The 8,022-nt window shown below is 72.1% G+C and carries 4 protein-coding genes; 3 read left to right on the top strand and 1 reads right to left on the bottom strand.

All coding sequences use genetic code 11. From position 1 onward, the window contains the following. The first annotated feature begins 106 nt into the window (after positions 1-106). Positions 107-3,082, top strand: a complete 2,976-nt coding sequence (locus JWR86_RS13435) for a hypothetical protein (RefSeq protein WP_299566448.1) — start codon at positions 107-109, stop codon at positions 3,080-3,082. Positions 3,083-3,106: 24 nt separating this feature from the next. Here JWR86_RS13435 and JWR86_RS13430 read toward each other — a convergent pair whose 3' ends face one another. Then, the gene (locus JWR86_RS13430; protein ID WP_299566445.1) at positions 3,107-4,903 is read right to left on the bottom strand and encodes a metallophosphoesterase; all 1,797 of its coding nucleotides are present in this window, start codon (positions 4,901-4,903) and stop codon (positions 3,107-3,109) included. Between the two features lie 183 nt (positions 4,904-5,086). Between JWR86_RS13430 and JWR86_RS13425 the strand changes: the two genes are divergently transcribed. Further along, complete coding sequence (locus tag JWR86_RS13425) at positions 5,087-7,180, top strand: acetate--CoA ligase family protein (protein ID WP_299566443.1); 2,094 nt, start codon at positions 5,087-5,089, stop codon at positions 7,178-7,180. 301 nt (positions 7,181-7,481) lie between these two features. Next, the coding region (locus tag JWR86_RS13420) for a gamma-glutamyltransferase (RefSeq protein ID WP_299566440.1) at positions 7,482-8,022 on the top strand (541 nt) is incomplete at its 3' end.

The following is an 8,022-nucleotide window of genomic DNA, read 5'->3' as shown; positions in this document are numbered from 1 at the left end:
CCGGGCAGGTCCGGCCCGTCGCAGGCGGCGGGTCCGGACGGAGACGATCCCAGGCGGCCGGCGGCAGAACGCGCCGGCTGTCCCCCAGGCCGAGGTTGCCGCCCCGATGAGCCTTGCCGGTTTCAGGCTTGCCGCTCTCAGGCGCCACGCTGCCTCCATCCTGCTGGCCCTCGCGGTGCTGGCCCCCGCGGCCGATGCTGCGCGCGCGGAAAGCTGCCCGGCGCTCCGGGTCGAACGGCAGGTGCCGCGCGACCTCGACCTCTGCGCCTCGCTGGAATCCAAGGTGCGCCGCCCGGGCTGGCCGACGGAGCAGCAATATCGCGACAACCTCGCCGCCTATCTGGGCGGCTATTGCCACCGCAACCCGAGCAACGGCTGGGTCACGGACAAGCGCATCCGCGATGCCGGTCCGTTCGTTGGGCGCCGCGAATTCGGCCGCTGGTCCGGCCAGATGCTCGGCACCCATGCGCCCGTGATGATCTGGTACTCGCCCGAGATGTACCGCTGGATGCGGGAGAACCGGCCCGACCATTCAGACCTGCCCGAGGACGCCATTGCGGTGCCGGACGGCGCCATGATGGTGAAGGAGATGTTCCCCGCCCCCGGTGCCGTGTGCATGCAGGCCGACCCGGATTACCTGGAGCCGACCAGTGGCGCGGCGGTGATGGTGCGGGCCTCCGCGCAATCGCATGACGGCTGGTTCTGGGGCTGGTTCGGCTTCTCCAAACACGAGCCGGACTGGCCGGCCACGGCGGCCAACGGCTACCCCAATCTCGGCTTCGGCCAGTACTGCCTGAACTGCCACGGCTCGGCCAAAAGCAACGCGACCTTCGCGAGCCTCCGCAACGTCAAAGGCCACCCGGGCGAGCCGCTGGTCTTCCTCAGTCAGACGTTCTTTCTGAACAGCCCGGACGACAACCATCACCTGATGGTGGCCAAGGCGCCGCCGGAGATGTTTCGCAAGCCGGCCGCGCAGCCCGGCGACCAGCCGGCCGGCTACCAGCCGGATTTCCTGCGCGCCTTCGGGGGCGCCCGGCCCGTCCTGCCGGACGCGGCCTCGGTGAGCCGGCTCGCCTCCGAGACCTATGACAACGCCTGGGCCATGCCGGGCAGCCGGCTCGCCAGCCTGTTCCTGACCTCCGACCAGTGCATGGGCTGTCACGCGGCGGGCTCGACCGGCCTGCAATTCGACATGACCGCGCCCCGGCCCGGCCACGCGCTCGAAAACCTGTCGCCCTGGGCCACCTGGCGCTCCTCGCCCATGGGCCTCGCCGGCCGCGATCCGTTCTTCTTCAGCCAGGTCGAGAGCGAGATCACGCATTTCCACCCGGGCTCGGCCGCCGCCATCCAGGACATCTGCTTCGGCTGCCACGCGGTCGCCGGACAGCGCCAGCACGCGCTCGACCGGAAGGCCGAAAGCGGCGCATGCGGCACGTTCGAGCGCGGCCTCGTGGACGCGACGCCGCTCGACGCGGATGCGCAGCGCGATCGCGCCCGGATCGGCGCGCTCGCCCGGGACGGCGTCACCTGCCTCGCCTGCCACCGCATAGCCCTCGGGACTGACGCGGCCGCGCATGAAGAGGCACCGCAGAACAGCTGCGTGGCGGACCGCCAGGCGGCGCTCAATCCCGGGCTGACCGGCTTCGCCCGCACCTTCACGGGCGCCTTTCCCGTGGCCGGGCTCGACCAGGTCTTCGGCCCCTTCGAGGCGCCCAAGACCAAGCCGATGCGCAACGCCGTCGGACTCGTGCCCGAGCATCGGACGGCGATCCGGAGCTCGGAGATCTGCGGCAGCTGTCACACCGTGCACCTGCCGGTGCTGAAGAACGGCCGCGTCATCGCCCATGCCTATGAGCAGGCGACCTATGCCGAGTGGCTGTTCAGCGACTACCGATCTGGCGAGGGCGTGGCCGGCCCGCTCCCGTCCGGGCCGGGTGCGAACCCGCAATCCTGCCAGGCCTGCCACATGCAGGGGCGGGATGCCGAGGGGCGCCCGATCGTCAGCAAGATCGCCTCCATCCAGGAATACACCAACTTTCCGCAGGCCGAGAACGTGCTGCCGGCCCGCGACATCGACCTCGCACCGCGCTCCGGCTTCTCGCCGCACACCCTGGTCGGGCTGAACATCTGGCTGATCAAGATGGCCGAGCAGTTCTCGGCCGTGCTCGGCATCCGGACGGAGGACCCGATGCTGCCGCGCGGCGGCGACCCACCGCTGAAACGGACGGAGCGGGCGATCCTCGACCAGGCCCGGCACGCCACCGCGGACATCGCGGTCGGCCAGGTGAGCCGGGACGGCGGCCTGCTGCGGGCCAGAGTCTCGGTCCGCAACAAGGCCGGGCACAAATTCCCGTCCGGCGTGGGCTTTCGGCGGGCCTTTCTCGAATTCACCGTCCGGGATGCGGCCGGCCGGGTCCTGTGGGCCTCCGGCCGGACGGACGCGGCCGGGATCATCCGGGACGAGGCGGGCCAGCCCGTGGCGGGCGAGCTGTGGTGGGACCGGGAGTGCAAGGCCCGGCTGGCGCCGGAGCAGCGGCTGCACCAGAGCCACTTCCAGACCGTGCGGAAGCAGAGCCAGGTCCAGATCTACCAGGAGCTGGTGGCGGCGCCCGGCGATGAGGCCGAGCCGGTCTGCGGCGATCACGCGGCGGCGACGGGGCCGCTGACCACGAGCTTCCTGTCGGTCTGCCGCCGCGTGAAGGACAACCGCATCCTGCCGGACGGCTACCTGCCGATCGCGGCCCGGGCGGATCTCGCCCGCGCCATCGGGGCCGACGCCAAGCTCGCGGAGGAGACCGGGTCGGTCGGCGTGGACGGCGACCCGGATTACGTCTCGGGCGGCGGCGACACGATCGGCTACGAGATCCCGCTCGCCGACATGGCGGGCGAGCCGCAGAGCGTGGAGGCGACGCTCTACTACCAGGCGCAGCCACCCTTCTACCTGCAGGACCGCTTCTGCACCGGGCGCGGCCGCGACACCGACCGGCTCTTTCTGCTGGCCGGTCAGTTGCGCCAGGAGGGCACCGAATCCGAGAGCTGGAAGCTCAAGCTCGTCGGCAGCGGCCCCGTGCCGGTGCCCTAGAGAGCGGAGTTCGCCTCCGTCCGGCTAGGGCGAGATCCGGATCGGGCTCTCGATCAGCCGCGGCGCGGACGCGTCCTCCGGCCGGAGCGAGGCGTGGCCGGATACACGGGGCGCCTCCTCGGGCACCCAGCGCCGCCCGACGCGATCGATCGCCACCGGGAAGATCGTCAGATCCCCCTCGGGGCCGATGCGGAAGCGCAGGAAGTTCTTGAGGTCTGGGCAGCGCAGCGCGCTCGACGCCTCCTCCCGGTGACGCCCGAACACCAGGAGCGAGACGGTGAGATAGAGGGACAGGATGAAGGGGCCGAGCAGGTAGCCGCCGAGCGCGGTCCCGAGCGCCACGGCTGGATACCGCCAGAGCGGCTCCTCGAGCCACAGATGCGCGACATGGGCCGACGCCCGGGCAACCAGGGCCGCCGCGACCAGGTGGCAGACCCCGTGCAGGGAGCCGGCGATCCAGCGGTAGAGCCGGCTCTCCGTGTCGGTGAAGAACACGACGCCGGTCAGAAACGCGGTGACCAGAAACAGCGAGAACGGGTCCGTGAAGAGCCGCGTCACCATCCCTTCCCAGAGCCCGACCGTCTCGTCCGGCCGCCAGGTTGGCCGCACCAGCGCCTCGCCCAGGATCACGTAGGCGAGCGCCGTCGCGACCCCGAAGGGCGGGTTGCGGAGGTGGAAGGTGAGCGGCCCGAGGAGCGCGAGAGAGGCCGAGGTCCGCGCCGACGGGTAGGTCGTGCGGCTCTCAAAGGGGGTGCCCGACCCTTCCTCCGGGCAGGGCGCTCCGGGGCCGGGGGTGATTGCCAGCGGCCCGTCGTCCAGCCGGGCCGTGAGGTGGAGAAAGGCGCCGCCGCCGCCCGAAACGATGCGCTGGCGGCCATTGGCCGTCGCGTAGCGCCGGTAGCAGTGGAGATCGCCCGACAGCGACACCCGGATGCGGTCGCCGAACCGCTCCTCCAGCCGCTGCACGCTCCGATAGGCGTAAGGGTCGGGATTGAGCCGCTCGTAGAGCCAGTGCGGCTCGGCATGGCAGATCACGATGCGGTCTTCCGCCGGCATGGTCTCGGCGAGGTCGCGGAAAAACGCCTCCTGCTCCGTGTCGATGTCCGATCCGAGTTGCAGGTCCGTGCCGAGCAGCCACCAGCGGCCCGGCAGCCGCAGCGCGAAATAGCTGCGCCGCTGCGGCGCGCACCAGCCGGCGAAGCCCTGCCGCGAGCAGAACAGGCGCGTGAAGGAAACCAGCCCGTCATACCAATCGTGGTTGCCCGGAATGGCGAAGACGTCCGGCCGGTGGCTGAGGTTGAGGCCGCTCGGCCCGGAATCGTCCTTGGGCTCCCGCTCGTCCGGGGTGGGCGAGAACATGGTCCGGAACGGCAGCAGAAGCCGTTCCTCGTAATTCTGCAGGCTGGCAGTCGGGTAGATCGTGTCGCCGCCGAAGACCATCAGGCTGCCGCGCCGCGTCACGACGGGAGCGGTCGCCCCGTCGCCGAGCGGAAGGCTATCGCGCGACACGTAATAGGCGAGGGTCGCGGTGGCGTCCCATCCGTCGCCCGTATCGGCCAGGTAATCGAACCAGAACGGCGCCGGCTCGTCTGCGTAATCGTGCCAGGGCAGGCCGGCGCGTCCATCGGACGCCGTGCTCGCGCGCGCGCCCTCCGCGCCCTCGACCACCCTGGGGGTCGTGACCGCCTCGATGGCATGCGGCGGCGCGTGCTGGCCCAGCATGGTCGCAATGGCGACCTGCTTGCCGGTCCGGAGAAGCTGGAGCGGCGCGAACCAGCACACGCTCGACTTGGCGTTCGGTGGTCGGTGATCCTTCGGCATTGAACTCTCTGAAAGGCGCGAGCCCAGCACAACGCCTGAAGCTCGATCCGGCACCGCACCCGAACAGGGCGGTGCGGAAGCGGGCCGAGCTTGCGCCGCGGGGCCGGCCGACCCATTAGCCGGGCCTTCGCCGGCCGTCCTCGATCGATGCGCCGTCACTCGTCTCAGGATTGCAGCACAGCGATGGGCCCAAACCTCCAGGCTGCGCTTGATCCCCGCTCCATCGCGGTGATCGGCGCCTCCGAGAACCCCAACAAGATCGGCGGTCGGCCGCTGCTCTACCTGTCGCGCTTCGGCTTCCGGGGCGAGGTCATCCCGATCAACCCGACGCGCTCGGAGGTGCAGGGGCTGCGCGCCGTGCCGCGCCTGACCGATCTCGCGGCCGCGCCCGATCTCGCGGTCATCGCGGTGCCGGGCCAGGCCGCCGTCGAGGCGCTGGAGGCGTGCGGCGACATCGGCGTGAAGGTCGCCGTGATGATGAGTTCGGGCTTCGGCGAGACCGGATCCGAGGCCGGACAGGCGCAGGAACGCGCCATGGCGGCGCGCGCCCGCAGCAAGGGCCTGCGTCTCGTCGGCCCGAACACGCAGGGTCTCGCGAATTTCGGCACCGGGGCCATCGCGAGCTTCTCGTCGATGTTCCTGGAGGTCCCGCCCCTGGACGGTCCGGTCGGCATCGTCAGCCAGAGCGGCGCCATGAGCGTCGTGCCCTACGGGCTGCTGCGGGGCCGCGGCATCGGCGTCCGGCACGCCCATGCCACCGGCAACGACGCCGACGTCACGGCCGGCGAACTCGCCGCCGCCGTCGCGGAGGATCCCGCCCTGAAGCTCCTGCTGCTCTATTTCGAAAGCATCCCGGACCCGCACCACCTGGCCGAGGCCGCCGCCATTGCGCGGGCCCGCGGCCTGCCCGTGATCGCCCTCAAGGCCGGCCGCACCGCGGCCGGGCAGGCGGCGGCGGCCTCGCATACCGGTGCCCTCGCCAACGAGGATCGGGTGGTCGACGCGTTCTTCGAGCAGCACGGCATCTGGCGAGCCCAGGACACGACGGACCTCGTCAACGCGGCCGAGCTGTACCTGAAGGGCTGGCATCCTGGCGGGCGCCGGCTGGTCGCGATCTCGAATTCCGGCGCCACCTGCGTCATGGCGGCCGATGCCGCCACGGCGTCCGGCATGAGCATGGCGCCGCTCTCGGCCCAGACCCAGACGCGTCTCCGCGAGATCCTGCCGGGCTTCGCGGCCACCGCCAATCCGGTCGACATCACGGCCGCCCTGCTGACCGACAGCGGCCTGTTCGGCCGCATCCTGCCGGTGATCGCCCGGGACCCGTCGGCCGACGCCTTTTTCATCGGCATTCCGGTCGCCGGCCAGGCGTACGACATCGAGGCGTTTGCCCGCGACACGGCCGATTTCGCGGCGGAAACCGGCAAGCCGGTCGTGGTGGCGGCACCGCAGGCGGTGGTCGGCGACCCGTTCCGGCGCCGCGGGCTGCCGGTCTTCGAGGGCGAGGCGGCGGCGCTGCGGGCCCTGCACCAGTTCGTGGCGCATCACGAACTGATCGGCCGGGCGGAGGCGCGTCCTTCGCAGCCCGCCCCGGCGCCGGCGGCCGGGGGAGGCGGGCCGACCCGCCTCCTCAACGAGGCCGAGAGCCTCGCCGTGCTGGAGGCCGCGGGCGTGCCGGTGGTGCCGCACAGGCTGTGCCGAACGGCCGACGAGGCGGTGGCCGCCCTGCTGGCCCTTGGTGGGCGCGTCGCCGTGAAGGGCGCCTCGTCCGAGGTGTCGCACAAGTCGGAGCTCGGGCTGGTGCATCTCGGCCTGGGGAGTGCCGAGGAGGTCCGGACGGCGTTTGAGACCTGCCGGGCCGCCCTGGCCGGGCACGGATCGGGTTTCGACGGCGTGGTCGTGGCCCGGATGACGGGCGGCCGGCGCGAAATCCTGCTCGGCGCCCACCGCGACCCGTTTTTCGGCCCCGTGGTCGTGGTCGGCGACGGCGGCCGCTACGTCGAAGCGATGCCGGACCTGCGCCTGCTGCTGCCGCCCTTCGAGGCGGCCGCGGTCCGGGAGGCGGTCAGCCGGCTGCGCATCGCACCGGTGCTGGCCGGCACCCGGGGCGAGCCGCCGGTCGAACTGGCCGGGATCTGCCGGGCCGCCGTGGCCCTCGGCCGCCTGATGAGCGAGCCGGGGAGCCCGGTGGAGAGCGTGGACGTCAACCCGTTCCTGGTGGGCGGCGAGGCGGGGGACGGCCTGGCGCTGGACGCCGTGGTGATGTGCCGAGCCTGACCGGCAACCGCCCGGGTGCCCGGCGAGTCGGCGGCAGTTGTCGCCAGTCGTTGGCAGGGCGGCACCAGTTGTGGCCGGGCCGCCGGAGCTCCCTAGACAGGGCGGAGCCCTGCGGTCTAGGACCGGGGAGGTCGGGGTCCGGGGTTCCCCAGGAACCCGGCCCGCAGGAGCCGGCCGCGTCTCGGCCCGCCCGGCCCGGGCGCGGCTCTTCGGCCGCGCGCCTGCAGGATGTGCGATCAAGGCAGCACAGTCTGCCCGATCTGTGCTGTGGTCGACCTCGTTCGATCTTGGGAGGTGGCTGGTGAGGGATTTCGAGACGAGCGGCCGCTCCGTCGTGGTCGCCCGAAACGGCATGGCGGCGACGTCGCATCCGCTCTCCACGCTGGCCGCCGTGAACGTGCTCCAGGCCGGCGGCAACGCGCTCGACGCGGCCGTCACGGCCTGCGCCGTGCAATGCGTGGTGGAGCCGGGCTCGACCGGCATCGGCGGCGATTGCTTCGCGCTGCTGGCCCCCCGCGGGGGCACCGACGTGATCGCCTTCAACGGCTCCGGCCGCGCCCCGGCGGCCGCCACCACGAGCTGGTACGCCGACCGCGGCATCGGCCGGATCGAGCGCCAGACGCCGCATTCCGTGACTGTGCCGGGCGCTGTGGAGGGCTGGTCGCGCCTTCTCGCCGATCACGGCACCATCTCGCTCGCAGACGCTCTGCGGCCGGCCATCGGCTATGCGCGGGATGGCTATCCGGTCGCGCCCCGCGCCCATCGCGACTGGGCCGCGCAGGCGGCGCTGCTCAGCCGCGACGCCAACGCGGCCCGCATCTTCCTGACGGACGGCAAGCCGC

The organism is Enterovirga sp. (genome assembly GCF_028290205.1).
GTDB lineage: Bacteria > Pseudomonadota > Alphaproteobacteria > Rhizobiales > Beijerinckiaceae > Enterovirga.
The sequence above is the reverse complement of the archived record's forward strand: the minus strand, read 5'-3'. Positions and strand labels throughout refer to the sequence as shown.